This is a genomic window from Kineosporia sp. NBRC 101731 (genome assembly GCF_030269305.1).
Taxonomy (GTDB): domain Bacteria; phylum Actinomycetota; class Actinomycetes; order Actinomycetales; family Kineosporiaceae; genus Kineosporia.
Genome location: NZ_BSTC01000003.1, coordinates 419916 through 443417 on the forward strand (window position 1 = coordinate 419916; position 23502 = coordinate 443417).

Annotated in this window: 23 protein-coding genes; 12 read left to right on the forward strand and 11 right to left on the reverse strand. The window is 69.7% G+C overall.

Features of this window, described 5'->3' with window-relative positions; translation table 11 throughout:
• Positions 1 to 351: 351 nt before the first annotated feature.
• Positions 352 to 924, forward strand: a complete 573-nt coding sequence (locus tag QSK05_RS11815) for a dihydrofolate reductase family protein (protein ID WP_285597062.1) — start codon at positions 352 to 354, stop codon at positions 922 to 924.
• A 34-nt stretch (positions 925 to 958) separates the two neighbouring features.
• Here the strand turns inward: QSK05_RS11815 and QSK05_RS11820 are convergent, their stop codons facing one another.
• From QSK05_RS11820 to QSK05_RS11830, 3 genes are all read right to left on the reverse strand, one after another.
• A complete protein-coding gene (locus QSK05_RS11820) occupies positions 959 to 1633 on the reverse strand; it encodes a GntR family transcriptional regulator (RefSeq protein ID WP_285597064.1) in 675 nt (224 codons plus the stop codon).
• A gap of 217 nt (positions 1634 to 1850) precedes the next feature.
• The gene (locus tag QSK05_RS11825) at positions 1851 to 2423 is read right to left on the reverse strand and encodes a TetR/AcrR family transcriptional regulator (RefSeq protein ID WP_285597066.1); all 573 of its coding nucleotides are present in this window, start codon (positions 2421 to 2423) and stop codon (positions 1851 to 1853) included.
• A complete protein-coding gene (locus QSK05_RS11830) occupies positions 2420 to 4084 on the reverse strand; it encodes an MFS transporter (protein ID WP_285597068.1) in 1665 nt (554 codons plus the stop codon). Before QSK05_RS11830 ends, QSK05_RS11825 begins: the two co-directional genes overlap by 4 nt.
• A gap of 254 nt (positions 4085 to 4338) precedes the next feature.
• Between QSK05_RS11830 and QSK05_RS11835 the strand changes: the two genes are divergently transcribed.
• Genes QSK05_RS11835 through QSK05_RS11845 form a run of 3 tightly spaced genes read left to right on the forward strand, consistent with a single transcriptional unit; the run spans position 4339 to position 7930 of the window.
• Positions 4339 to 5460: a glycosyltransferase gene (locus QSK05_RS11835; RefSeq protein WP_352301038.1), complete on the forward strand. Its 1122-nt coding sequence runs from the start codon at positions 4339 to 4341 to the stop codon at positions 5458 to 5460.
• On the forward strand, positions 5457 to 6470 hold the full coding sequence (locus QSK05_RS11840; RefSeq protein WP_285597072.1) for a hypothetical protein: 1014 nt from the start codon (positions 5457 to 5459) through the stop codon (positions 6468 to 6470). Before QSK05_RS11835 ends, QSK05_RS11840 begins: the two co-directional genes overlap by 4 nt.
• Positions 6467 to 7930 carry a glycoside hydrolase family 130 protein gene (locus tag QSK05_RS11845; RefSeq protein ID WP_285597074.1) on the forward strand — a complete coding sequence of 488 codons (1464 nt, stop codon included), beginning with the start codon at positions 6467 to 6469 and terminating at the stop codon, positions 7928 to 7930. Before QSK05_RS11840 ends, QSK05_RS11845 begins: the two co-directional genes overlap by 4 nt.
• Before the next feature lie 24 nt (positions 7931 to 7954).
• Here the strand turns inward: QSK05_RS11845 and QSK05_RS11850 are convergent, their stop codons facing one another.
• Both QSK05_RS11850 and QSK05_RS11855 read right to left on the reverse strand, forming a co-directional pair.
• Positions 7955 to 8953 (reverse strand): glycosyltransferase family 4 protein, encoded by a 999-nt coding sequence (locus tag QSK05_RS11850; RefSeq protein WP_285597076.1) that lies wholly within the window; start codon positions 8951 to 8953, stop codon positions 7955 to 7957.
• Between the two features lie 165 nt (positions 8954 to 9118).
• A complete protein-coding gene (locus QSK05_RS11855; protein WP_285597079.1) occupies positions 9119 to 10576 on the reverse strand; it encodes an MFS transporter in 1458 nt (485 codons plus the stop codon).
• Positions 10577 to 10786: 210 nt separating this feature from the next.
• Here QSK05_RS11855 and QSK05_RS11860 point away from each other — a divergent pair, with 210 nt between their 5' ends.
• Positions 10787 to 11194: a MarR family winged helix-turn-helix transcriptional regulator gene (locus QSK05_RS11860; protein ID WP_352301041.1), complete on the forward strand. Its 408-nt coding sequence runs from the start codon at positions 10787 to 10789 to the stop codon at positions 11192 to 11194.
• Between the two features lies 1 nt (position 11195).
• Here the strand turns inward: QSK05_RS11860 and QSK05_RS11865 are convergent, their stop codons facing one another.
• A complete protein-coding gene (locus QSK05_RS11865; RefSeq protein WP_231488013.1) occupies positions 11196 to 11624 on the reverse strand; it encodes an Lrp/AsnC family transcriptional regulator in 429 nt (142 codons plus the stop codon).
• A 120-nt stretch (positions 11625 to 11744) separates the two neighbouring features.
• On the opposite strand from QSK05_RS11865, the gene ocd reads away from it, so the two are divergent.
• The 3 genes from ocd to lplAB are packed head-to-tail and all read left to right on the forward strand — an operon-like array spanning position 11745 to position 14828.
• On the forward strand, positions 11745 to 12761 hold the full coding sequence (gene ocd / locus QSK05_RS11870; protein ID WP_285597084.1) for an ornithine cyclodeaminase: 1017 nt from the start codon (positions 11745 to 11747) through the stop codon (positions 12759 to 12761).
• A complete protein-coding gene (ctlX, locus tag QSK05_RS11875; protein ID WP_285597086.1) occupies positions 12742 to 13731 on the forward strand; it encodes a citrulline utilization hydrolase CtlX in 990 nt (329 codons plus the stop codon). Before ocd ends, ctlX begins: the two co-directional genes overlap by 20 nt.
• The gene (gene lplAB / locus QSK05_RS11880; RefSeq protein ID WP_285597088.1) at positions 13728 to 14828 is read left to right on the forward strand and encodes a lipoate-protein ligase LplAB; all 1101 of its coding nucleotides are present in this window, start codon (positions 13728 to 13730) and stop codon (positions 14826 to 14828) included. The genes ctlX and lplAB overlap by 4 nt, the downstream gene beginning before the upstream one ends.
• 88 nt (positions 14829 to 14916) lie before the next feature.
• On the opposite strand, the gene QSK05_RS11885 is transcribed toward lplAB, so the two are convergent.
• A complete protein-coding gene (locus QSK05_RS11885) occupies positions 14917 to 15423 on the reverse strand; it encodes a TetR/AcrR family transcriptional regulator (protein WP_285597089.1) in 507 nt (168 codons plus the stop codon).
• On the opposite strand from QSK05_RS11885, the gene QSK05_RS11890 reads away from it, so the two are divergent.
• Positions 15329 to 15916, forward strand: coding sequence for an NADPH-dependent F420 reductase (locus tag QSK05_RS11890; protein ID WP_285597091.1), 588 nt, complete (start codon positions 15329 to 15331; stop codon positions 15914 to 15916). The genes QSK05_RS11885 and QSK05_RS11890 overlap by 95 nt on opposite strands.
• Before the next feature lie 1079 nt (positions 15917 to 16995).
• Here the strand turns inward: QSK05_RS11890 and QSK05_RS11895 are convergent.
• From QSK05_RS11895 to QSK05_RS11910, 4 genes are all read right to left on the reverse strand, one after another.
• Positions 16996 to 17211, reverse strand: a complete 216-nt coding sequence (locus QSK05_RS11895) for a hypothetical protein (RefSeq protein ID WP_285597093.1) — start codon at positions 17209 to 17211, stop codon at positions 16996 to 16998.
• A gap of 47 nt (positions 17212 to 17258) precedes the next feature.
• Positions 17259 to 18419 (reverse strand): 3-dehydroquinate synthase family protein, encoded by a 1161-nt coding sequence (locus QSK05_RS11900; protein WP_285597095.1) that lies wholly within the window; start codon positions 18417 to 18419, stop codon positions 17259 to 17261.
• 144 nt (positions 18420 to 18563) lie between these two features.
• The gene (locus QSK05_RS11905; RefSeq protein ID WP_285597097.1) at positions 18564 to 19616 is read right to left on the reverse strand and encodes a S66 family peptidase; all 1053 of its coding nucleotides are present in this window, start codon (positions 19614 to 19616) and stop codon (positions 18564 to 18566) included.
• Between the two features lie 62 nt (positions 19617 to 19678).
• On the reverse strand, positions 19679 to 20569 hold the full coding sequence (locus QSK05_RS11910) for a helix-turn-helix transcriptional regulator (protein ID WP_352300925.1): 891 nt from the start codon (positions 20567 to 20569) through the stop codon (positions 19679 to 19681).
• 136 nt (positions 20570 to 20705) lie between these two features.
• Here QSK05_RS11910 and QSK05_RS11915 point away from each other — a divergent pair, with 136 nt between their 5' ends.
• From QSK05_RS11915 to QSK05_RS11925, 3 genes are all read left to right on the forward strand, one after another.
• Positions 20706 to 21743 (forward strand): zinc-binding dehydrogenase, encoded by a 1038-nt coding sequence (locus QSK05_RS11915; RefSeq protein WP_285597102.1) that lies wholly within the window; start codon positions 20706 to 20708, stop codon positions 21741 to 21743.
• A 157-nt stretch (positions 21744 to 21900) separates the two neighbouring features.
• On the forward strand, positions 21901 to 22470 hold the full coding sequence (locus QSK05_RS11920; protein ID WP_285597104.1) for a TetR/AcrR family transcriptional regulator: 570 nt from the start codon (positions 21901 to 21903) through the stop codon (positions 22468 to 22470).
• 30 nt (positions 22471 to 22500) lie between these two features.
• Positions 22501 to 23478, forward strand: coding sequence for a zinc-binding dehydrogenase (locus QSK05_RS11925; RefSeq protein WP_285597106.1), 978 nt, complete (start codon positions 22501 to 22503; stop codon positions 23476 to 23478).
• Positions 23479 to 23502 lie beyond the last annotated feature (24 nt).

Sequence of the window (23502 nt, forward strand, 5' to 3'; positions counted from 1 at the left end):
CCTCGCAATCCCGACCGCCACATCGGAATAGCCATGATCGGTGGCTATTCCGACGTGCCGAGAACCTCGCCATCGGAACACCATCCGGCACCGGTAAGCCACACGTCGTCGAGGCCATCGCCGACAAAGTCATCGACACAGCTCCTGATCAGCTGAGGTGCCCGGCCACGGGGGCCGCCGACAGGCCAGGCCCTCCGCGCCTCGGAGCAGGTCGGGGCAGGCCCTACGGTCTCTTTCTTCGAGATAGCGAGAGAAGTTCTTGTCGCGAGCTGACCGGATGACCGGACGTCGAGGGCCGGAACATCGCTACCTTGGGTGCCTGGACCGCTCCCGACCTCGAGGAATGCCCGCATGCGCACTCTGATCAGCACCGCCTTCGTCTCACTGGACGGCGTCATGGAAGCTCCCGGCGGTGAGGCCGGGTACCGCAACGCCGGCTGGACCTTCAAGGACATCGAGTTCCTGCCCGAGGCCTACGCGATGAAGGGGCAGGAGCAGACCGAGGCCGGCGCGATGCTGCTGGGGCGGGTCAGCTATCAGGCGTTCAGCCCGGTGTGGCCGACGATGGACGACTTCGCCATCTACAACGCGATGCCCAAGTACGTCGTCTCCACCACCCTGGCCGAGGCCGACCTGGCCACGAACTGGGGGCAGACCACGATCCTGCGCTCCCTCGACGAGGTCGCGCAGCTGAAGCAGACCGACGGCGGCCCGATCCTGTTGCAGGGCAGCGCCGATCTGAACCACGCCCTGTCCGACGCGGGCCTGATCGATCGCTACCACCTGCTGGTCTTCCCGCTGTTGCTCGGCGCGGGCAAGCGCCTGTTCAGCGACACGGACAAGGACACCCAGCAGCTGAAGCTCGTCGAGCACGAGACCTACGGCAACGGGGTGCAGAAGAACATCTTCGACGTGGTGCGCTGACCGCAGGCTGCCGGACGGTGCGGTGTGAGCCCTTCTACCCGTGGAACACGGTGCTCGAGCGCCGCTCGTACCAGTGCACCAGGTGCTCGCCCACCTTGATCACGTGGGCGCGCATCTCCTGGGCGGCCGTCTCGCCGTCACCGGCGGCCAGGGCGGCGATGATGCGGTCGTGGGCTGCGAACGCCTGATCGCGCTGCCGGGGATTCTCGGACAGCAACTGCGCCGGTACATTCCGGGGAAAGCTCTGGTCGATGTCGCGCACGGCCCGCCGGAGGTGCCCGTTCGAGGCATTGTCCAGGATCAGCGTGTGGAAGGCATGGTCGGTCCAGGCGCTGCCGGCCTGGCCGGGGGTCAGGTCGTGGGCCTGCTGGTTCACCCGGCGCAGCCGGTCCAGGTCTGCCCTCCGCATCCGGCCGGCCGCGCGGGCGGTGGCCAGGCCCTCGAGCTGCGCCCGGATCTCGTAGGCCTCCCGGACCTCCCACGGAGCGGGCACACGCACCGAGGCGGCCCGGTTCGGCAGCATCTCGATCAGGCCGTCGCTCTGCAGGCGGCGCAGCGCCTCGCGGATCGGCGTGCGGCTGATGCCGAACTCCGTGGACAGCTCCGCCGGACGGATCGGCATACCCATCGGCAACGCGCCGGACATGATGCGATCGCGGATGTGCCCGGTGATCTCGTCGACGAGCAGGTGAGCCATGTACTCCTCCATCGCAACAGTATCCACATCGTGTCAGATTGGATCCACGGAGGCAAGCATGGTCCGGTCACCCACCGAGTCCAGCACCGGCAGGCTCAGTAGATCGGCGGTCGGCGCGGTGGCGGGCAGCTGTCGTCCTACCGGCCACCGGTCGGCGAATGGTGGACGCCGGGGCGCGAGTTCGTGGGTGTCCGGCAGGTCTCCGACGAGCTTCCAGACCCTCTCGCGTCTAAGCGTCGAGCAGCTGCGTCAGCATGTCGGCGACTAGACGGGCGACGTCGTCGGAGGAGGCCTGGTGGAGGGTCTGGAAGGTGCCGGAGGAGCGGCTGAGCACGACGCCCGCCAGCGCGGCGGTGGCGACCTCGGCCCGCAGCTGGGCCTGGTCGAGCCCGGTCTTGGCGGCGGTCTCCCGGCTCGGGGTGAGCAGCCGGTGCTCGAGCATCTCGACGGCGGCGTTCTGGAGTTCGTCGTCCTGATGAGGGTGTACGGCGGCGTACAGGCTCGGGCTGGCGCCCATCTCGCTGACCCGGTCGAGCAGGCGACGCAGGCGGGCGGGGTCGCGCAGGTCGATCGGGTCGATGCCGCCGGTCTGGCTCTCCAGCCGCAGGGCGGCCAGGTAGAGCTTCGCCTTGCTGCCGAAATACCTTGCGATCAGGGCCGGGTCGACACCGGCGCGGACCCCGATCTCGCGCAGCGTGGTCTTCTCGTAGCCGCGCTCGGCGAACAGCTCGCCGGCCGCTGTCAGCAGCAGCTCCCGGCTCTGGGCCGAGTTCCGTCGGCGGGTCTCGCTATCGGTGTTCATCGGCGGGCACTTCCGGTGGTCTCGGGAACGTCTTCCGGCTCAAAGCCAATCACGTTGGCGACCGCGGCGTCCGTAGCCTCCTCGACGAGGAGTTCCTGTTCCTGGTCGAGGTCGATCACGGAGCGGCTGGGCAGGATCAGGGCCGCCAGTGCCGCGACCAGGCACAGTCCGACCGCGGCCCAGGCGCCCACGGAGTAGCCACTGTTGCGCGGCAGCACATCGGGAGCGTGGGTGTGCGCAGCCAGGATGGTGGCGCCCACAGCGCTGCCGAGCGAGTAACCGATGGTCCGCAGCACCTGGTTCAGGGCCAGGGCGGCGCCGGTCTCCTCACCGGGCACGGCGCTGACGATCATCCGGGGCATCACGGCGAACAGGCAGCCGGTGCCCAGGCCGGTGATGCCCATGACCACGAAGATCTGCCAGAGATCGCTGCGGAGGGTGGCGAACATGACCAGGGCCAGGGCGAAGAAGACGGCGCCGATCGCGAGCATCCGGGAGGAACCGGTGCGGGAGGCCAGGCCCGGCACGAACCGGCTGGCCAGGAAGCTGGCGGCGGACATCGGCAGCAGCACCAGCCCACCGACCACCACCGAGGCGGCGAGCCCGTAGCCGGTGGACGCCGGGGTCTGCACGTAGCGGATCACCATCGACAGCAGCATGTAGAGGCCCATCCCGGCGAGCACCGCGGTGACGTCTGCGGTCAGCACCGCGCGGTGACGCACCAGCCGCAGGTCGACCAGCGGGTGGGAGACGCGCAGTTCGTGCCGGACCCAGATGGCCAGCACCACGACGGCGACGGCCAGCAGACCCCAGATCCGCGATGAGCCCCAGCCCCAGTCCTCACCCTGGCTGATCGCCAGGAGCACGCAGACCAGCCAGACGGCCATCAGCACCAGGCCGGGAAGGTCGAACGGCGATGAGTGCCGGTGCCGGCTCGGCGGCACCACCACGGCGCACAGCACCAGCGCGAGCAGGGCGAGTCCGGCCGCCACCCAGAAGGCCGCGTGGAACCCGAGGTGCTCGGCGATGACGCCGGTGAAGGGGTAGCCGAGCCCGAGCCCGACGACGGCGGTGACGGACAGCGTGGCCAGGGCGGGCCGGGCCTGCTCGGGAGCCAGGTGGTCACGGGCCACGCCCATCGCCAGCGGCAGCAGGGCCAGGCCGAGGCCCTGCAGGGCCCGCCCGGCCACCAGGAGGGCGAACACCGTGAAGGGTAGGGCCGCGAGCACGAGTCCGGCGATCAGCAGGCCCAGCGCGACGAGCAGCACCGGGAGCCGGCGGGGGCCGTCACCGAGCCGGCCGATCACGGGGGCGCTGACGGCTCCCACGAGCAGGGTGATCGTCAGTGACCACTGCGCCGTGCTCAGCGAGATGCCGTAGTCGGTGGCGATGGTCGGGATCAGCGGGGCCCCGAGGCTGCTGACCAGGGCCAGCAGCAGGCCGACGTAGGCCAGGACCGGCACGAGCAGCCGCCCCCGCCAGGACCGGGGATCGACGATCAGGGGAGCGGGCCGGGTGATCGATGGCGTGTTGACGAGTGCGCTGATGGGAGTGCCTCCTGCGGGTGCCGCGCCGAGCCCGGTGCGGGAAGTGCCGGATGTCCGAAGCGCCCCGGCGACATCGCCGATCAGGCTCCCATCCGTGTCAACAACCGATGTCATCACGCGATGACATTACTGTCCAGTGATCGTGCCCGGGTGTGGCCGGGCTCACCCGCTCGGCGCCGGATTTGCTCACAGCGAGTACAGTCAGCGTGTCTCTCGGCTCCCCGGTGCGCTGACACCGCCCGGATCTGTGCCGATGCTCGTCAGAGCCGTTCTCCACCGATGCCGGTGGGATTCGGAGCGACCACGTGGGGCCTCGTGCCCACCGCTGGTGCCGCCCGACCGAAAGGCTTCAGACAATGACGATTCGTATGGGCTTCGTGAGTTCTTACCCACCCACCGTGTGTGGGCTGGCCACCTTCACCTCTTCCCTGCGCCGCGAGCTGGTCGCGGCCGGGGGTGCTCGCGGCAGCGTGATCCAGGCCGTCGACGCCCCCTCCGCCCCCGCCGGCGACGAGGTGATCGGCAGTCTCGTGGCCGGTGAGCCGGGCAGCGGCCTCCGGGCGGCCGCGCAGCTCAACCAGGGTGACATCGCGATCGTGCAGCACGAGTACGGCATCTACGGCGGCATCGACGGCGACGAGATCCTGCCGCTGCTGGCCGCGCTGACCGTGCCGTCGATCGTCGTGCTGCACACCGTGCTGAGCGAACCCACGCCCGGTCAGCGGGCCGTGCTGGAGATGGTGGCCGGCCTGGCCGGGGCCGTCGTGACGATGGGGACCACCGCCCGCGACCGGCTCGCCACCGGGTACGCCGTCGACATGGCCAAGGTCAGCGTGATCCCGCACGGCGCCCCGGTGGTGAAAGCGGCGCCCGTGCGCCCCCGCGCCGACGCCACCACCCGTCCGACCGTGCTCACCTGGGGCCTGCTCGGCCCGGGCAAGGGCATCGAGTGGGGCGTCGAGGCGATGGCGTTGCTGAGAGATCTCAGCCCCGCGCCGCGGTACCTGGTCGCCGGTCGTACCCACCCGAAAGTGCTGGCGTACGAAGGTGATGTGTACCGGCAGCGGCTGATCGAGAGAACCCGGCAGCTGGGTCTGGACGACGCCGTGACCTTCGACAGCCGCTACCTCACCACCACCGAACTGAACGCCATGGTGGCCGCCGCGGACATCGTCCTCCTGCCCTACGACTCCACCGACCAGGTGACCTCCGGCGTGCTCAGCGAAGCCGTCGCCGCGTCCAAACCCGTGGTGGCGACCAGATTCCCGCACGCCGTGGAACTGCTCTCGGGCGGCGCCGGCCTGCTCGTGCCGCACCGCGACCCGACCGCCACGGCGACGGCCCTGCGCACCCTGCTGACCCGCCGCGACATCGCCGAGGACATGAGCCGCGCCGCGGTCACCACCACGCCCGGCGTGCTCTGGCCCGCGGTGGCCCAGCGCTACCTGGCCCTCGCCGACCAGTTGGTACGAGCCCGGGTGGGCGCATGACCACCACCAGTACCGCCCCCGGGCCGCTGTTCGACCATCTCCAGCGGCTCACCGTCGGGCCGGGCCTGTTCGAGCACGCCGACCACGCCGACCCGCGCCCCGAACACGGTTACTGCGTGGACGATGTCGCGCGGGCGCTGGTCGTGACCAGCCGTGAGCCCGACCCTTCCGCGCAGGTTCAGGCCCTGGCCCGCACCTACCTGGACTTCACCCTGGCCTCGCTGCGGCCCGACGGCTCCTGCCGCAACCGGATGAGTGTGGACGGCACCTGGTCCGAACCCGGCACCGGGGACTGGTGGGGCCGGGCCGTCTGGGGCCTGGGGGTCGCCAGCGCGCACGGGCCGACACCGGAGTTCCGCGCCGAGGCACTGCGGGGTTTCCGGCTGGCCGCCGGCGCCCGTCTGTCGCCCCACCTGCGTCCCCGCACGTTCGCCGCCCTCGGGGCCTGCGAGGTGCCCGGTGAGCACGACCTGCTGCGTGACGCGGTCCAGGCCGTCGGCGTACCGTCCCCGGCCATGGTGGACCCGTTCTGGCCCTGGCCCGAACGCTGGCTCACCTACGCCAACGCCTCGATCGCCGAGGCCCTGCTGGTGGCGGGGTCGGTGCTGGGTGACCAAGCCGCCCTCGGGCACGGCCTGCGGCTGCTGGAGTTCCTGTTACGCACCGAGACCCGCGACGGTCACCTGTCGGTGACGCCCGTCCGGGGGCGCGACCGGGCCGCCGAGGAGCCCGGCTTCGACCAGCAGCCGATCGAGGTGTCGACCCTGGCCGACGCCTGCGCCCGCGCCTACGACCTGACCGGTGAGGAACGCTGGCGCACCGCGGTCGGCGCCGCCTGGGACTGGTTCCTGGGCGCGAACGACTCCGGTGTGCCGATGTTCGATCCGGCCACCGGCGCCGGGTTCGACGGCCTGCTCAAGGATGGCCGAAACCTCAACCAGGGCGCGGAATCCACTCTGGCGGCGCTCTCCACCGCGCAGCAGGCGCGACGTCTGGGGGTGTGGGGGTGACGCTCTCGCACCCTGTGGCGGCGATGGTCCTGCCCGACCCGGCCCGGGTGATCGCCCAGCTCTTCGTGCCCGGTGAGGAACTCTCCCACGGCACCTCCCGGCGGGGCGCCGTGGTCGCCCGGGTGCTCGCCCTGCCCGAGGACGAGGTGGAGCGCCTGGTGGACGAGCTGCTCCGGGACTTCCGCGGACGGCACCGCGGGTACCACGACCTCCTGCTCGCCCACGCCGCGCTGGTCAGCCCGCACGTGCTGGGCGAGGCCCGGATGTCGGTCAGCCGGACCCTGCTGATGGGCGCCACCTTCACGAACGAGTACGCGCTGGAGGGAGCGGCGCTGTGCAACCCGAGCGCGGTCCCGCACCCCGACCAGAGCGGCCTGAAGGACGGGCAGTTACGGCTGGCGATCAGCCTGCGTGCCATCGGCGAGGGGCACCTCTCGTCCATCGGCTTCTGCACCGCCGTGGCCGGGCCCGGACCGGAGTGGTCGTTCGAGCCACGGCCGCTACCGGTGGTTCCCGGCACGAGTTCGCCGGCCCGCTGGCACCGTGAGCATCTGCGGGCGGTGCTGGCCGACCGGGGGCAGATCGACGGACTCGCCCACAGCGTGCTGGTCAGCCTGCCGGAGCTGTTCACCGAGGCGGACCTGGAGCTCGCCCTGGCCGGTGCGCACCACGACCGGCTCGGGCACATCGGCGGCCGGCCCACCACCGAACTGCTGCGTCATCTGGTCACCTCCGCCTACCAGGTGACCTTCCCCGACGACATCGACCTCGGTCAGCAGGTGCTCTGCCCGGTCTCCGAGGAGGAGAGCCACGGGCTTGAGGACGCCCGTTTCGTGCGGTTCACGGGGGACGACGGATCGGTCGGGTACCGGGCGACCTACACCGCCTACGACGGGCGGCAGATCGCCCCGCGCCTATTGATCAGCCCGGACCTGCGCACCTTCCACGCCCACCGGCTCGCCGGCCCGGCCGCGCGGAACAAGGGCATGGCGCTCTTCCCGCGCCAGGTGGGCGGCGAGCACCTGGCGCTGTGCCGCTCGGACGGGGAGAGCACCAGCCTGACCCGCTCGGCCGACGGATTCGTCTGGCAGGAGCCCACTGCGTTGCACACTCCCACCCTGCCGTGGGAGGTGCTCCAGGTGGGCAACTGCGGGTCGCCGATCGAGACCGACCGGGGCTGGCTCGTGCTGACCCACGGGGTCGGGCCGATGCGGGTCTACACGATCGGGGCGCTCCTGCTGGACCTCGACGATCCCCGGCGGGTGCTCGCGCACCTGGAAGAGCCCTTCCTGCGGGCGGCCCCGGCCGAACGGGAGGGGTACGTGCCGAACGTCGTGTACTCCTGCGGGGGAGTCGTGCACGACGGACGTCTGTGGCTTCCGTACGGGATCGGGGACGCGCGGATCGGGGTGGCGTGGGCCGACGTCGAGGAGCTGCTCGACGCCATGACGACGCACTGAACACGCTCAGAGGGCTCAGAGGGCTCAGAGGGTGGTGAAGAGCTGTTCGTAGGCGGCGACCATGCGCTGCGCGGTGAAGCGGGTCTCGACGTCTTCCCGGCAGGTGCGGCGGTTCAGGGTCGCGGCCTGCTCGACAGCCTTCACCGCCTGGTCCAGATCATCGGGGAGAAAACCGGTTTCCCCGGGCCGGACCAGCTCCGGCAGCGAACCCAGGGGATGGGCGATCACGGGTGTGCCGGTGGCGAGGGACTCCACCACCGACAGCCCGAACGGCTCGGCGAAGCTGATCAGGTGCAGCAGGGCCAGCGCACCCCCGAGCAGCCGGTCCCGCTCGGCCGGTCCGACCGGGCCCAGATAGGTGACGCCCGGGCCCAGGTGCGGTTCGACCTGCTCGGCGAAATAGTCCTGATCCTGGATGATTCCGGCCAGGATCAGGGGAACACCCGCGCGCCGGGCCACCTCGATCGCGCGGTGGGCGCCCTTGTGCGGGTGGATCCGGCCCAGGAACAACAGGTATTCACCGGCCTGCGCGTGGAACGTGAACTCCGCCAGGTCGATGCCGTGATGGATCGTCGCCCGGTAGGGCAGGTCCGGGTGCCGGTCGGCGTCACTGATCGAGACGTAGTGACCGACATCGGCGTAGGCCCGGTACACCGGCAGGATCGCGGGGGACGAGAAGCCGTGAATGGTGGTGACCACCGGCGTCCGCACCAGACGGCTGTAGGTCAGGGGCAGGAAGTCGAACTGGTTGGACAGCACGTCGAACTCGCCCGCCCGCTCGAAAGCGGCTGATATGTGCAGACTCTCGTAGACCTTCGCGTCGAGCGTGAGGTCTTCCTCGTAGCCGGCCGGGCTCTCGGAGTGCAGCCGGCCGGCGGTGAGCGAGTCGGCGGTCGCGAACAGCGTCACCTCGTGCCCGAGCGCGACCAGCCCTTCGGCCAGGGTCGACGCCACTTGTTCCCACGGCCCGTACGACCTCGGCGGCGTGCGATGCGCGACCGAGGCGATCACCCCGATACGCATGGCCCCAGCATAGTGCGGTGCCCACGAGATAGTGCGGTGCCTACTCCTCTGCGTTCGTGATCATGCAATCCCCCAGCCTCCGGCCGGGAGGTGCCCCCACTTCCCCGGGGGCACTTTGCATGATCACGAACAAAAAATGGGGAGGGGGGACGCCCGCACGCGTCCCTAGTGAGCGGCCTGGGGGGCCGGCTCCTTCGTGAGGTCGGCGGCCGGAGTGGTCGGGGTGGCCACCGGCTGGGCAGCCGGGATGAGCGCGGCCAGCACCGCGGCGAGCAGGGAGACGCCGGCGCCGAGCATCAGGGCCACGCGGAACCCGTCTTCGGAGGCCAGGGAGAATCCACCGAGGTCGATCGTCATCTGGGCCAGCACCACACCGATCACGGCCGAGCCGATCGTCGTGCCCAGCGAGCGCATCAGGGTGTTGAACCCGTTGGCGGCGGCCGTCTCCGAGATCGGGACCGCACCCATGATCAGGGCGGGCATGGAACCGTAGGCGAGGGCGACACCACCGCTGATGACGATGCCCGAGACCATGAGGCCCCACGCGTCCCCCATCAGGAACAGGGAGAGGCCGTAACCGGCGGCGATGATGATCGCGCCCAGGGACAGCACGGCCTTGGGGCCGCGGCTGTCGATGAGCTTCCCGCCGACCGGGGAGATGACCATCATGACCAGGCCGGCGGGGGCCATCCAGAGACCGGTCGCGAGCATCGACTGCCCGAGGCCGTGACCGGTGGCGGAGGGGAACTGCAGCAGCTGCGGGAAGACCAGCATCTGCGCGTACATGCCGATGCCGACGAACACCGAGGCGATGTTGGTGACGAGCACCCGCGGGCGGGCGGTGGTGCGCAGGTCGACCAGCGGGTCGGTGGTGCGGGTCTCCCAGAAGCCCCAGGAGAGCAGGGAGAGCACAGCCACGGCGAACAGGATCAGCGTGGTGGCCGAGGTCCAGCCCCAGTCGGCACCCTTGGAGATGGCCAGCAGGAGCGAGACCAGGCCGACGGCCAGGCCGAGGGCGCCGGGGTAGTCGAAGCGCTGGCCCTTCGCGGCGGCCGGGGTGGTCGGCACGAAGGTGTAGATCAGGGTGGCGACGATCAGGGCCAGTACGGCCGAGCCCCAGAACAGCACGCGCCAGCTGGCGTACTCGGCCACCGCGGCGGCGATCGGCAGGCCGAGGCCACCGCCGATACCCATGGAGGCGCTGACCAGGGCGATGGAGCTGCTCAGGCGGGCGGCGGGAACCACGTCGCGCAGCAGGGCGATGCCCAGCGGCACCATGCCCATGCCCAGCCCCTGCATGCCGCGCCCGACGATCATCGGCACGACGGAGGACGAGAGGGCGCAGACGATCGAGCCGGCGATCAGGGGGACGCTGCAGGCCAGCAGCATGGTGCGCTTGCCGAGCATGTCGCCGAGACGTCCGGCGATCGGCACGGCCACGCCGGCCACCAGAAGGGTCACGGTGATGACCCAGGCGGCGTTGCCGGAGGTGGTGTTCAGGATCTGGGGCAGCTCGGCGATGAGCGGCGTGACGAGGGTCTGCATGACGGCCGCGGTGGTGCCGGCGAAGGCCAGGGTGGCCACCACCGCACCGGGGCGGGTCGTGCTTTCGGGGGTGCTCAAAGCCGGTCTCCAGGGTGAGGGGTCTACGGCGTTCCATGTGTACGATACACATGACATGCACGATGCACACAACATGCGTCATGCACATGCCGGAGGCGCCGTTCGTAGGCATGGGAAGCTGACCGTGAACGGTCGCGGTCGATGGAGGATGCAGTGGTGAGCGGAGAGGCGAGCGGAACACGTCGGACCGCGGAGATCGAGTACGAGCAGATGCTGCTCTCGCGGCACTCGCTCGTCACTGCCAACCGTGCGCACATGATCGAGCGCAGCGCCTACATCCTGCTCAGCCGGATCCGGGTGCAGGGACCGATGTCGATCAGTGAGCTGAGTGAGGCTCTCGGGCTGGATGCCTCCACCCTGAACCGCCAGACGGCCGCGGCCATGCGGGCCGGCCTGCTCGAGCGCATCCCCGACCCGGACGGCGGTATCGCCCGCAAGTTCGTCATCACGCAGCAGGGGTCGCAGTTGCTCGATGCCCAGCGCGAGATGGTGACCAACGGCCTGGACAAGCTGATGGCCGACTGGTCGGACGAGGATCTGGCCACCTTCGGGGCGTTCCTCAAGCGGTTCAACATGGACATAGAGCGCCATACCGGCCGGATCTGGCCGCGCCCCTGACTTACATCAAGACCGAGGTCAGCAGCAAACTGGTCTCGGAGTTCACCACCCCCTCGACCGATCTGATCCGGCTCAGGACGCGGTCGAACTCGGCCAGGGAGGTGGTGCGGGTCTCGGCGACGAGGTCCCAGCCGCCGTTGGTGGTGTGCAGCGAAACAATCTCGGGAAGTCCCCGTAACTTGGCAATAACACGTTCTGTGGCGCGGCCTTCCAGCTCGATGAAGGAGACCGCCCGGACGTCGCCGCCGGCGTCTTCCCGCACGCGCGTGGTGAAACCGATGATGACGCCGGTGCGCTGCAGGCGCTCGATGCGCTGGGTGATCGTGCCGCGGCTCACCCCGAGCCGCCGGGCCAGCGCGGCGGCCGGCTCACGCGCATCAATCCGCAGAGCGGAGAGTAGCTTTCGGTCGAGATCGTCAAGATCGGGCACTCTCTCACTCTAGCGGTGGCGATGTGCTCGCCGGAACTGTGCAATCTGCTGGATACGGCCCCGCAGATCGATCGGTTGGCTGGTTGTCCGGTAGCGGGGCTGATTCCTACGCTCATGGCCATGCTGTTCGTCAACGTGCAGAACATGGCCCGATGGGTGACCGAAACCGGGCCTGAGGCAATCATCTCCAGCATGACCGGGGCTCTGGAGCGCAACTTCCGCCGGTGGCCGGAGTTCGACCGCACCCCGCGACTGGCCACTCACTCACCGGTGGGTGTCATCGAGCTGATGCCGACCACCGACGGTGAGGCGTACGCGTTCAAGTACGTGAACGGGCATCCGGGCAACCCGGCGCACGGGCTGCAGACCGTCACCGCGTTCGGGGTGATGGCCGACGTCTACACCGGCTACCCGACCTTCATCTCCGAGATGACCCTGCTGACCGCGCTGCGCACCGCCGCGACCTCGGCCCTGGCCGCCCGCTGGCTGGCCCCGCGGGACGTGGACACGATGGCGATGATCGGCACCGGTTCCCAGGCCGAGTTCCAGGCCCTGGGAATGCGCGCGCAGCTCGGTATCTCGAAGCTGCGGGTGTTCGACGTCGATCCCGCCGCCACCGCCAAGTTCGTGCGCAACCTGGGCGGGCGCGGCTTCACGATCGAGGTGGCCGCGAGCGCCGCCGACGCCGTCCGGGGCGCCCGGATCATCACGACCTGCACCGCCGACAAGGCCAACGCCGCCGTGCTCCGGTTCGACGACGTCACGCCCGGCGCCTACCTGAACGCGATCGGCGGCGACTGCCCGGGCAAGACCGAGCTCGACCCGCGCATCGTCGCCGAGGCCGACGTGTTCGTCGAGCACACCGAGCAGACCCGGATCGAGGGCGAGATCCAGCGTCAGGCAGCCGACTTCCCGGTGACCGAGCTGTGGCGGGTGATTCGCGGCGAGGCTCCGGCGGGTGCCGGGCGCACCGTGGTGTTCGACTCGGTCGGTTTCGCGATCGAGGACTTCACCGCTCTGGCCTACGTGCGCGAGGCCGTGACGGGTACCCGCTACGCCGAGCACATCGACCTGATCGCCGGCCCGGACGACCCCAAGGACCTGTTCGGGATGCTCGGTGCCCCCGTTCCCGCGTGAGGCCGGGCTGCACCAGGCGCCCTCCGCGGTCGTCATGGTGCGCCCGCACCTGTTCCGCTCTAACCCGGCAACGTTGGCGGACAACAGTTTCCAATGCGTGTCCGCGGTGTCGTCGGCTTTGGACGCCTGGCGCGAGACGACCGCGGTCGCGGACGCCCTGCGCGGTCACGGGGTGGAGGTTCACCTTTTCGAGGACCCGACCGACCGCACCCCCGACAGCGTCTTCCCCAACAACTGGTTCACCACGCACCCGGACGGGACGGTCGTCCTCTATCCGATGTACGTCGCGAACCGGCGGCTGGAACGTCGCGACGACGTGGTCGACCTGCTGCGGGAGCGGTACCGGGTGCGGCGCGTGGTCGATCTGGCCCACGGCGCCGCGCCGGGGGTGGCCCTGGAAGGCACGGGTGCCCTGGTGCTGGACCATGTCGCCCGCACGGCCTACGTCTGCCGCTCCCATCGCGCCGATGCGCGCCTGGTGGCCCGGTTCTGTGCCGAACTGGGTTACGAGGCAATAATTTTTGATGCGTCCGACCGGGGCGAGGCGGTCTATCACACCAACGTCATGATGGCGGTGGGCACCACCTTCGCCGTGATCGGGGCCGAGCTGATCGATCGGGCTGATCGGGCCGCCGTTCTGCAGGCGCTGGGGGAGAGCGGCCGGGACGTGATCGTGCTGTCCCGGCAGCAGATCCGCCGGTTCGCGGGCAACTGCCTGGAGTTGAGCGGCCGGGCCGGGTCGGTGCTGGCCCTGTCGGCCACCGCGGAGGCCGCCCTCACCGATCGGCAGCGGGCGCGCCTGGCCGAGCACACCACCCTGTTGCCCCTGGGCGTGCCGACGATCGAGACGGCCGGTGGATCGGTGCGCTGCATGCTGGCGGGGATCCATCTGGAGCCGGCCGTGGTCGTGTCACCTCGTCCCTTCACGGACGGGCATGATCGGGGCCCCGGCGCCGTTGAGGTGGCGTGACTTCAGGATCTTCCAGCCCTTCTTCCGAACGTGAGCCGAGCGACACCCACCGGCACGGCGAGTACAAGGTTCCCGGCGGCAAGCTGGTGGTCGCCGACCTCACGGTCCGCGACGGCCGATTGTCCGACGTGGTGCTCTCGGGTGATTTCTTCCTCGAGCCCGACGAGGCGCTGGGGCGTTTCTCGCAGGCGCTGGAGGGTCTGGCGGCCGACGCGACGCTGGCCACGCTCGAGCAGGCGGTGGAGACGGCCCGTCAGGACGCGGTCATGGTCGGGTTCGACCCGCGGGCGGTCGCCCTGACGGTGCTGCGGGCCCTGGGCCGCTCCAGCGCCTGGCACGACCACCGGTTCGAGGTGCTGGACAGCGGTCAGCAGCACCCGCACATGCAGATGGCCCTGGACGAGGTGCTCGCCCGTCAGGTCGGTGCGGGGGAGCGGGCCCCCACCCTGCGGGTGTGGGAGTGGGCGTCCAACTCGGTGATCATCGGGTCTTTCCAGTCGCTGTCCAACGAGGTCGACCTGGAGGCGGCGCAGCGCCACGGCGCCACGGTGGTGCGGCGCATCTCCGGTGGCGGGGCGATGTTCGTCGAGCCCGGCAACACGATCACCTACTCGCTCTACGTGCCCACCACCCTGGTCGAGGGCATGAGCTTCGCCGACTCGTACGCGTTCCTGGACGCCTGGGTGATCCGGGCCCTGCGCGAACTCGGCGTGGACGCCTCCTACGTGCCCCTCAATGACATCGCCTCCCCGTCGGGCAAGATCGGCGGCGCCGCGCAGAAGCGCCTCGCCTCGGGCGCGGTCCTTCACCACGTCACGATGTCGTACGACATCGACGCGCAGAAGATGCTCGACATCATCCGGATCGGCCGGGAGAAGCTGTCGGACAAGGGAATCAAGAGCGCGGTCAAGCGCGTCGACCCGATCCGCAGTCAGACCGGCCTGTCCCGCGAGAAGGTCATCGAGGCCATGATCGAGCACTTCCGGGCCAGCTACGGCCTCACCCCGGTGCAGCTCGACGACGCCACCCGGGCCGAGGCCGAGGAATTGGCGACGAGCAAGTACCGCGACCCGCAGTGGCTGGCCCGGGTGCCGTGAAACCGGGGCCACCGAGGGTGGTGCCTCCTCACCGAACCGAGTCGTGCATCGTGATGCAGGACGTGGCGGGTAACGAGTTCTGCCGGGCCTAGTTTTTCTGCTTCCTGACGCCGTCGAGCGCCATGCCCAGCACCCGGTCGCGCTGGGCGGGCTCGACGGCATCGGCTCCGCTGATGCCGCGGATCAGGAACAGGACGTCGTCGAAACTCACATCTCCCCGGGCGCTTCCGGCCTCCTGGGCGCGGGCGAGCAGGGGCTCGCCGGCGGTGTGGATCAGCTCGCGGGCCGCGACGAACATCGGGGCCTGGTGATTGAGCGCGTCGAAAATGGCCTTCTTGGTGGTGGCGTAGCTGACGAACTGCCGCAGCCACGTGGCCAGCGCCTCCCAGGGATCGAGATCCTCCAGCTCGGCGGCTTTCTCGGAGAGGGCCTCGACCTCGTCCAGGTAGACGGCCTCGAACAGGTGCTGCCGGGTGGGGAAGTTGCGGTAGAGCGTGGCGATGTTGACCCCGGCCCGCCGGGCGACCTCTTCCAGGGACGCCGCCGCCCCGTCGCGGGCGAACACCCCGCAGCAGGCGGCCGAGCAGGGCGACATCGTCGTGGTGGCGATTCCCCTGACCGCCTACGCGCAGGTGCCGGCCGGGCCCTTGCGCGGCAAGGTCGTCGTCGACACGGCCAACTACAAGCCCGCCGAGCATCCCGGCCACCTGCCCGCCGTGGACGCCGGTCTCACCACACCTCACGAGCTCATGCAGTTCCAGCTGCCGGACGCCCACGTGGTGAAGGCGTTCAGCAACATCTTCTTCCGGCACCTGGCCACGCTCGGCCGCCCCGCCGGGGCCCCCGATCGCAGCGCCCTGCCCATCGCCGGCGACGACACCGAGGCGAAGGCCACGGTCGCGGCGCTGATCGACACGCTCGGCTACGACACCGTGGACGCCGGAGACTTGCGGGAGTCACGACTTTTCGCCGTGTTCGGCACCCCGGCCAACGGCGCTCACCTCGATCCGGTCGGTGGTTTCGCCGCCCCCGGCCGGCCTGCCTCGGTCGCTGCCGTGGCCGAGCTTCTGGAGCAGAGCCGCCCGTGAAGGCCGCCGTCGTCACCGCCTGCGGTGGGGCGCCGCACTAGCTGGGCCTCCCGGATCCTTCTGCGGCGGCTCGCCCGTGCCACCGGTGCCCTCTATCACCAGGCGCAAGAGGTGGATCGGGTCCAGGCCCTGGCTCGCTTCGCCGACGATATCGGGGTTTCTCTGGGAATCGGCCGGGGGCAGCTGCACTTCGGTGATGGGGAGACGGCTCTACGGACAGCTCTGGCTTACCCCGGGCGTGGATCGTAAACGCTGCCCTCGCCGGGGGCCTCGGGGCCCGGGCGGATTATCGTCATCGACGAACTTCCGTATCTGCTGGCCCATTCGCCGGAGATTCAGAGCGTCCTTCAGGAGATCTACGGCGAGTCGCGCGACCAGGGGCACTATCCACCGGCAGCGGTCATCATCTGTGGGTTGGCGCTGTCCGCAATGTCCGAACTGCTCTCCGGTTCCAAGGCCATGCGGGGGCGAGCGCAACTGGACATGACGCTGCGTCCTTCCAACTACCGGCTGGCCCGCCGGTACTGGGGTGTCGAGGATCCGGCGGTTGCCTTTCAGCTCGACGCGGTTCTGGGCGGAACCGCCGGGTACAAGCCGCTGGTCGCCGCTGCCCCACCCGCACGATCCGATGAAATCCCCGGCTGGCTGGCTGCATCCGTACCGAACCCGGCGCACGCCCTGTTTCAGGAGACGGACTACCTACCCCCTGCAGGTACTCGAGTCCGCCGGGTTCCTGAACAAGGTAGAAGACCTTCTGACCCAGAAGAGGCCGCTGTACTACATCGCCGACCCGATCATCCGGTTCGGGGAGGGCGTGATCGAGCCCTATCGAGCCTTGTTGGAGGAAGGCGACGTCGACGCGGTCTGGAATCGGGCGGCCTCGGCATTCTCGTCCGGGGTTCTGGGGCCACACTTCGAGCAGCTTGCTCTGACCTGGACCGCCCGGTACTCCGGTGACCGACCCGGTACTCCGGTGACCGATGGGGCCAGGAGATCGGCCGGACCGGCCCCGCCGTGGTCAACGACGCCGCCGGTCGGTCCCAGCACCATCTCGATGTCATGGCTTTCGAACGCAACACTCAGAGGTTCGACGTCAAGGCCCGGATCGTCATGCTCGGGGAGGCGAATCGACGAACCGCAACCGCACATCTGCGGATCTTGACCGTCTCGAGCGGATCCGCGGCCTGCTGGTCACCCGGGGGTGGGACGCCGAGGCCGCCCACCTGGCCATCTTCAGCCGGGAAGGCTTCGATCAGCACCTGACGCAGATCGCGGCCGAACGACCCGACGTCCATCTCATCGGTCTGGACGATCTCTACGAGCCCGGGTGAGGATGGCCGCCTCACCCCTGGTGCACAGCGGCGTGGGCCAGCGACATTTCTTCCAGGACATGCCGGATCAGGTTCAGGGGGACCGGGATCAGGGGCATCTCGGAGGTTCCCGCCGGCCGGCCGAGATCGTGCAGGATGACCAGGGCCGCCTCGTCGGCCTTCAGCGGCAGGTATCCGCGTTTGTTGTCGGCCCGGATTGCCGTCATCATCCGCTCGATCTCGATCCCGGGCGGAATGGTCTGCGGGGCACCGAGTACCTGGGCCAACTCGGTGTGGACGGCCAGAGTCTCCGGTCGCATCAGGCCCATCTCCACCGAGATCCGGGCCGCGGCGATCATGCCGAACATGACCGACGCACCGTGGGAGAAACCCTCGGCGCCCCGCCGGCGCCGGTCACAGAGTTCGAGCGCGTGCCCGACGGTGTGCCCGTACTCGAGCACCAGACCGCGGCCCTGTTCGTGGGGGTCGTCGAAGGTCACGGCCGTCTTGACGGCCAGGCTCTCCTCCAGCAGCCAGAGCATCGACTCCGGTTCGTCCAGCCGCCCGGAGGAGGCCAGGGCCCGCAGCCGGTCGATGGACCCGGGCCGGACCGCCAGGCAGTTCTTCGTGGCTTCCCCCAGCCCGGAACGTAGTTCGCGGTCGGGCAGGCTCTGCAGCATCTGCACGTCGAGGTAGACGGCATTCGGGGTGAGGAAGGTGCCGAAGGTGTTCATGCCCCGGCTGCTGTTGATCGCCTGCTGCAGGGAAATCACCGAGTCCATGGCGGCGAGGGTGGTCGTCGGCACGTGCACGAGCCGGACCCCGCTGAAGAGCAGGGCGGCCACCAGACCGGCCAGATTGCCCGGGGCGCCCCCACCGAATCCGATGACCACGGACCGCCGGGTGGCCCCGTCCGTGATCGCCTGCTCCAGATGTTCCGACAGGCTGAGGATCGACTTCGCCGCATCCCCCGGGGGGACGCTGAGCAGGGTCACGGGGGCCAGCGAGCTCAGGCCGGGCAGGAACTGCGAGCCGTGCAGATTCAGCACGGTGCCATCGGTCACGACGATGAACCGGTCGGCGTCGAGGTGCTTCATCGACTCCAGAATCGCTGGTACACAGTTAATTCCGTAGTGATAGGGATAGCTGATGTCGCCCACGTGGATCAGCTTGGTGTTCAGGTTGTTCGTCACGACGTTCCTTCTCGACGTTCAGGTACGGCACCGCCCCCGCACCGCTGATGAATCCAGTAGCGGGGCGAAGGGGGCGATGTGAACCCGTCGTTGACAGGAAAACGACGACCGGAAGGCTCTTTCTGACGAAACTCTGACAGCCGCTCAGCTGTAGTCGGCGCTCACCGTCCGGGTCGTGCCGTCGAGGCGGATCGTGCCGCCGTGGGGCAGGATCCACTGCGGGCGGGTGTGGCCGAAGGGCACCCCGACACAGACCACGGCGTCGGGGTTGTACCGGGTCACCTGCTCGATGACGGTGTCTCGCTGTTCGGCGCGCAGTTTCGCGCGGTCGTCGGCCGAGGGCGCGTCCGTGCCCAGGGCACTCGTCGGCGGACGGGCCACCAGCACCCCGGCCACGGCCCCCAGCAGACCGCGTTCGCCGAGCCCCCGCACCCAGCGCTTCACCGTGTCTGCCGTCGGGATCTCCTCGCTGGTCTCCAGCAGCAGCACACCACCTTCGAGGTCGGCTACGTCGGGCAGGCGACCAGCCAGGGCGAGCTGGTCGATGACTTCCAGGCAGCCGCCCCAGCTGCGCCCCTCGGCCACCACCTCCGGCCCGGCCCAGGCCCACGGTTCGGTCGTCTCACGCTCGCCGAACTCGGTCAGCGCCCGGGGATCGGTCCAGGAGACGCCGAAGTCTTCCGCCTGGCCCGGATCGGTGATCTCCAGGATCCCGCCGTCGAGCAGGGCCGCGCGCAACGACATCAGGTGCACGTCGTCGAGGTGCGGGCCCGGCCCGAGGTGCACCTGGGTCGAACCGCCGTAGTAGCTGGGCACACCCAGGTTCCACAGGAAGGTGTGGAGGTTGGTGTTGTCGCTGTAGCCCAGGAACGGCTTGGGGTTCGCGGCCACCACCTGCGCGTCCAGGTGCGGGACGACCGTGATCTGGTCGTCACCACCGATCGTCGCGAGCACGGCCCGGATCGTCGGGTCGGCGAAGGCGGCCGTGACGTCGGCGGCCCGGTCCTGCGCGCTCGCCCCGAGCTGACGTGTCGTCGGGTACTCGACCGGGATCAGCCCGGTAGCCTCGGTAAGGCGCCGTAGCGCCTGCTCGTGGACGGCCTCGGACACTGCGGGGGCGGCGAACGCCGGCGACAGGATCGCCACCCGATCACCCGGTTGGGCCTTCGCAACCCCGGCAAAGCTGTGCTCACTCATCGGGTCATTCAACCAGCGGGACATCTTGGGACGCAGGTCAGTTTCGGTGACCATCCGCGTCCTCAGTGGGAGGTCTGGGTCTGGGGGGCCGACCAGCTGGCGAGCAGCCGCAGGCGCTCCTCGTCGGCGGAGCCGGGCTCGGCGGTGCAGACCGTCATCATCTCGGCCTCCTGCACGGAGATCGGCAGGTTCATCGAGTGGTAGGCCAGTGTCAGCGGGCCGGCGGTGGGGTGGCGGAAGAGCTTGGTACCGCGGTTGTGGATGACGACGTTGTGCGCGGCCCAGCGGGTGCGGAACTCCGGGCTGGCCTGCGACAGTTCGGTCACCAGGTCGGTGATACCGGTGTCGCAGTGGTCGCGGCCGGCTTCGGTGCGCAACAGCCCCACGAGTACGTCGGCCGTGATGTGCCAGTTGCCGTAGAAGTCCTGGGCGCCCGGGTCGGTGAAGTGGTAGCGGGCCAGGTTCGCCTGGCCGTGCTCGCGGGTGGTGGGGCTCTCGAGCATGGGGGAGTACAGGGCCCGGCCGAGCGGGTTGATGGCCAGGACGTCGAGGCGCTTGTTGCTGACCATCGCGCTGGAGAGGGCCATGCTGTCGAGCAGCCACTGCACGGTCGGCGGCAGGTCGGTGGCCTCGCGGGAACCGCAGGTGCGGTCGGGCTCGTCGGCGCGGGCGGCCCGGGCCAGGTCGAACAGATAGATCCGCTCCTCGTCGTCGAGCCTCAGAGCGCGGGCCACGGCGTCGAGCACGTCGTAGGAGACGTCGGCGATGTGGCCCTTCTCCAGACGGGCGTACCACTCGCTGCTGACCCCGGCGAGCACGGCGACCTCCTCGCGGCGCAGCCCCGGCACGCGGCGGTGACCCGAAACGGGCAGACCGGCCTGAGCCGGGGTGATGCGGGCCCGGCGGCTCATCAGGAAGTCACGGACGGCAGGTCGGTTGTTCACGTCGTCCACGGTACGTCGGGTTCCCGCCCTCAGGGAGGTGGTGTCTCTACCCCCTGTCATCTGAGCCTGTCGCCCTGATCGCATCGCGACTTGCATGGTGATCGGCCCGGTTCCGGGCCGTCATCGAATTCAGGAGACAAGAGCCATGCGTGCAACCCTGATGTACGGCGCCGGCGACGTGCGCATCGAGAACGTCCCCGACTCCGTGATCGCCCTGCCGACCGACGCCGTGGTCCGCGTGACCGCCGCCTGCATCTGCGGCTCGGACCTGTGGCCCTACGGCCAGATGCCCGCCGGGTCGGGCCCGGCCCGGATGGGCCACGAGTTCATCGGTGTCGTGGAGGAGACCGGGTCGGAGGTCACGTCGGTCCGTCGGGGCGACCTGGTCGTCTCGCCGTGGGTCTTCAGCGACGGCACCTGCGAGTACTGCCAGGAAGGGCTGACCACGTCGTGCGTGCACGGCGGACTGTGGGGCTACGGGCCGCACGAGGGGGCCCAGGCCGAGGCGATCCGGGTTCCCTACGCCGACGGCACGCTGGTCAAGCTGCCGGTCGCGGCCGACTCGGCCCTGATCCCGTCCCTGCTCACCCTGTCGGACGTGTTCGGCACCGGCCACCACGCCGCCGTGCGCGGCGGGGTCACGGCGGGCTCGAGCGTCACCGTGATCGGTGACGGCGCGGTCGGTCTGCTGGCCGTGCTCGCCGCCAAGCGTCTGGGCGCGCAGGAGATCCTGCTGATGGGCCGGCACCAGGCCCGCACCGACCTGGGCCGGGAGTTCGGTGCCACCGAGGTGATCGCCGCCCGCGGCGACGAAGGGGTCGAAGGGGTGCGGGAACTCACGGGTGGCCAGGGGACGTCGGTGGTCATCGAGGCGGTCGGCAGCCGGTCGGCCTACGACCAAGCGGTCGGGGCCGTGCGCAACGGCGGAACGATCAGCCGGGTCGGCGTGCCGCAGTACGAGGAGGCCCCGATCGGCCTGGGCAGCCTGTTCTTCCGCAACGTACGGCTCACCGGTGGGGCCGCGCCGACGCGGGCTTACATCAACGAGCTGATGCCGGCTGTTCTTGACGGGAGCATCAATCCGGGAAAGGTTTTCGACGTGAGCACCGACCTGGACGGGGTGGCCGCCGGATACCGGCAGATGGCCGACCGCACGAGCCTGAAGGTGCTCGTGCGGCCCTGATGCCCGGTGGGGATGCCGGGCTTGCGCGGCCCGGCATCTCGAATCTGCACGCCTCGCGGTCCCTGGCCGCGCTCGACGCGGTGCCCTCGCGCTCCTCGCAGGTGTCGTTCGGGTGACTCCAGAGGCTGCTTTCTCTTACACGTGTTAAATTTCTTACGTGTGTAAGACGGAGCGCGAGAACCCCATCGTGACCCGGTCGCGGGCTGCGCTGATCGGGGCGGCGACCGTGCTGCTGGATGAACGGGACGCCTCGGCGATCTCCGTCAAGGATGTCGTCGAGACCGCGGCGATGAGCCGCCCCACCTTCTACCAGCACTTCGCCGACCTGGGAGCGTTGTTCGCGGCTGCCGGTCTGGTGCGTCTGGAGCAGTCGATGGCCGGTATCGAGCCGGCCGTGCAGGCCCCGAGGGGTCTGCACGAGGCGTTCGCACCGGTGCTGATGGTCATCGTCGACCGGATGCAGCCGCACGCGGAGTTCTATTCCCGCGTTAACGGTAGCTCCGGTGGGCAGCTCTTCCACGCGGGTGTCGTGGCGTCCACGGCGATGCGTCTGCGGCGTGAGCCGTTGCTCCAGTCGTGGGCGCACCGTGACGACATCTTCTGGGAGTTCTTCGCGGCGGGGGTGGTGTGGGCGCTGACCCGTCATCTGAATGCCGTCTCCGCCGGTGAGTCGTCCCACGTGGCGGCCGATCTCGCGGGCATCTTCGACTTCGTCTTCACCCGCTGACCCGACCCGAAAGTGAGAGCTGAGAACATCATGCGCGCTGTCGTCCATCATGAGTTCGGTGACCCCTCCGAGGTACTCGTCGTCGAGGAGGTGCCCACGCCCGAGCCCGCCGAGGGCGAGGTGCGGGTGCGGACCGTCCTGTCCGCCGTGCACAACCACGATCTGTGGACCATTCGCGGCACCTACGGGTTCAAGCCCGAGCTGCCCGCCCGGGCCGGTACCGAGGCCGTCGGGGTCGTCGACGCGCTCGGCGCCGGTGTCGAGGGCCTGACCGTCGGTCAGAGGGTCGTCGCCAGCACCATTTTCGGTGTCTGGGCGGAGTACTTCGTGGCCAAGGCCAGCTCGCTGATCCCGGTACCCGATGCGCTGTCCGACGAGGTCGCCGCGCAGCTGGTCTCCATGCCGTTCTCCGCGCTGAGCCTGATCGACTCGCTCGGCCTGAAGGAGGGTGACTGGATCGTCGAGAACGCCGCCAACGGTGCGGTCGGCCGTCTGGTGGCCCAGCTGGCGGCCCCGCGCGGCATCAACGTGCTCGGGCTGGTGCGCCGGGCCGAGGGCGTCGAGGAACTGGCGAAGCACGGCATCGGCAACATCGTCGCCACCGACGCCGAGGATTGGCAGGACAAGGCCGGCGAGATCACCGGCGGCGCACCGGTCGTCGTGGGGGTGGACTCCGTGGGTGGTTCCTCGGCCGGTGACGTGCTGTCGCTGATCGCCGAGGACGGCACACTGGTGGTCTTCGGGGCGATGGCCTCGCCGACCATGGAGCTGAGCTCCGGCACCATCATCTTCAAGAACATCACGGTGAAGGGCTTCTGGGGCAGCACGGTGAGCCGGGCGATGGCCGCCGACCACCGTAAGAAGCTCCTGACCGAGCTCGTCACCCGGGCGATCGACGGTTCCCTGACCCTGCCGGTCGACGCGGTGTACTCGTTCGACGAGGTGCGCAAGGCCAGCACGGCGAACTTCACGGCCGGGCGCGACGGCAAGATTCTGCTGCGCCCGTGAGCATCGGGCCGCGCCCGTGATCCC

Excerpts from the sequence above, each read along its gene's own strand:
- QSK05_RS11815 (WP_285597062.1), top strand. The coding sequence starts at position 352 with ATGCGCACTCTGATCAGCACCGCCTTCGTCTCACTGGACGGCGTCATG.
- QSK05_RS11820 (WP_285597064.1), bottom strand. The coding sequence starts at position 1,633 with ATGGAGGAGTACATGGCTCACCTGCTCGTCGACGAGATCACCGGGCAC.
- QSK05_RS11825 (WP_285597066.1), bottom strand. The coding sequence starts at position 2,423 with ATGAACACCGATAGCGAGACCCGCCGACGGAACTCGGCCCAGAGCCGG.
- QSK05_RS11830 (WP_285597068.1), bottom strand. The coding sequence starts at position 4,084 with ATGACATCGGTTGTTGACACGGATGGGAGCCTGATCGGCGATGTCGCC.
- QSK05_RS11835 (WP_352301038.1), top strand. The coding sequence starts at position 4,339 with ATGGGCTTCGTGAGTTCTTACCCACCCACCGTGTGTGGGCTGGCCACC.
- QSK05_RS11840 (WP_285597072.1), top strand. The coding sequence starts at position 5,457 with ATGACCACCACCAGTACCGCCCCCGGGCCGCTGTTCGACCATCTCCAG.
- QSK05_RS11850 (WP_285597076.1), bottom strand. The coding sequence starts at position 8,953 with ATGCGTATCGGGGTGATCGCCTCGGTCGCGCATCGCACGCCGCCGAGG.
- QSK05_RS11860 (WP_352301041.1), top strand. The coding sequence starts at position 10,787 with ATGCTGCTCTCGCGGCACTCGCTCGTCACTGCCAACCGTGCGCACATG.
- ocd (WP_285597084.1), top strand. The coding sequence starts at position 11,745 with ATGCTGTTCGTCAACGTGCAGAACATGGCCCGATGGGTGACCGAAACC.
- QSK05_RS11890 (WP_285597091.1), top strand. The coding sequence starts at position 15,329 with ATGTTGACCCCGGCCCGCCGGGCGACCTCTTCCAGGGACGCCGCCGCC.
- QSK05_RS11885 (WP_285597089.1), bottom strand. The coding sequence starts at position 15,423 with ATGTCGCCCTGCTCGGCCGCCTGCTGCGGGGTGTTCGCCCGCGACGGG.
- QSK05_RS11895 (WP_285597093.1), bottom strand. The coding sequence starts at position 17,211 with ATGGACGTCGGGTCGTTCGGCCGCGATCTGCGTCAGGTGCTGATCGAA.
- QSK05_RS11905 (WP_285597097.1), bottom strand. The coding sequence starts at position 19,616 with ATGAGTGAGCACAGCTTTGCCGGGGTTGCGAAGGCCCAACCGGGTGAT.
- QSK05_RS11915 (WP_285597102.1), top strand. The coding sequence starts at position 20,706 with ATGCGTGCAACCCTGATGTACGGCGCCGGCGACGTGCGCATCGAGAAC.
- QSK05_RS11925 (WP_285597106.1), top strand. The coding sequence starts at position 22,501 with ATGCGCGCTGTCGTCCATCATGAGTTCGGTGACCCCTCCGAGGTACTC.